The sequence below is a fragment of the Chlorobaculum sp. 24CR genome (genome assembly GCF_004118635.1).
Classification (GTDB): Bacteria; Bacteroidota; Chlorobiia; order Chlorobiales; family Chlorobiaceae; genus Chlorobaculum.
Genome location: NZ_SDGU01000118.1, coordinates 1 through 1,267, shown reverse-complemented (window position 1 = coordinate 1,267; position 1,267 = coordinate 1). Strand labels below are relative to the sequence as shown.

The following is a 1,267-nucleotide window of genomic DNA, read 5'->3' as shown; positions in this document are numbered from 1 at the left end:
AGTTGCGGCGTTTTTTTATCGTTATCGATTTGAACTCGATGGGTATCTTCTGTCATTTCATAATTGCGCAAATTGAAATGACCGATGAATACAGGAAAAACTGTCTTTGCCCAGCTCATTGAACACTTACCTCTTCATCAGTTTCGGCGCTGTGTTCAGCGTTATGATGGAAATTATAGGGTTCGGTTGTTTAGCTGCCTTGATCAATATCTCTGCCTGTTTTTTGCACAATTGACCTATCGCGAAAGCCTTCGTGACATCACGACTTGTCTGCTGGGTATGCAAAACAAGCTATATCATATGAGTATCCGTGGCAAGATTGCCAGAACCACACTTGCTGATGCCAATGAAACACGGGACTGGCGAATTTATCAGGATTTTGCTCATATCCTGATTCACCATGCCCGAGAAATTTACAGCAAAAAATCCTTTGGCATGAGTATGAAGGAAACGGTTTATGCTCTGGATTCAACGACAATAGATCTTTGTCTGGCGTTGTTTCCATGGGCAAAATTCAGAACACACAAGGGGGCAGTTAAGTTACATACTTTATTGGACTTACGAGGTAATATTCCGTCATTTATTACTATCACTGATGGCAAGGTTCATGATGTCAACATTCTTGATGTTCTTATAATTGAGCCAGGTTCTTTTTACATCATGGATCGCGGCTATATCGATTACGAGAGATTATATTCTATCCATAAGTCTCATGGTTACTTTGTCATCAGAGGTAAATCAAATCTTTTATTCAGGCGTCAGTACTCCAGAGCTGTTGACAAGACCTCCGGGCTCAAGTGTGATCAAACTATCATGTTGAGTGATCCGAAATCATCTATCAATTATCCGGAGCCACTGAGACGAATCAAGTATACCGATCCTGTTACAGGCAAGATATATGTGTTCATTACCAACAATTTTGAGCTTGCTCCTAAAGTAATTACCGACCTATACAAAAGTCGATGGCAAATCGAACTGTTTTTCAAATGGATCAAACAACATCTTCGTATAAAGGCATTTTATGGAACCTCGAAAAATGCGGTTAAAACGCAGATATGGATCGCTATCTCAGTATATGTGCTTATTGCTTTGGTAAAAAAGAGACTTAATTTGGAAATATCTCTGTACACATTTTTACAGATTTTGAGCGTCAGTGTTTTTGAGAAAGTCGATATTTTACAATTAGTTACGAATTCCTCTCGCACGGCTCAAGAAGTCAATCTCTGTAACCAGTTGAATTTATTTGACTTATAACCGGACAGCAGTG

1 protein-coding gene is annotated in these 1,267 nt (G+C 39.3%); it reads left to right on the top strand.

Annotation, left to right across the window (positions count from 1 at the left end; genetic code table 11):
- Positions 1 to 84 precede the first annotated feature (84 nt).
- The gene (locus tag EST62_RS13280) at positions 85 to 1,254 is read left to right on the top strand and encodes an IS4 family transposase (RefSeq protein WP_129052535.1); all 1,170 of its coding nucleotides are present in this window, start codon (positions 85 to 87) and stop codon (positions 1,252 to 1,254) included.
- The last annotated feature ends 13 nt before the right edge of the window (positions 1,255 to 1,267 follow it).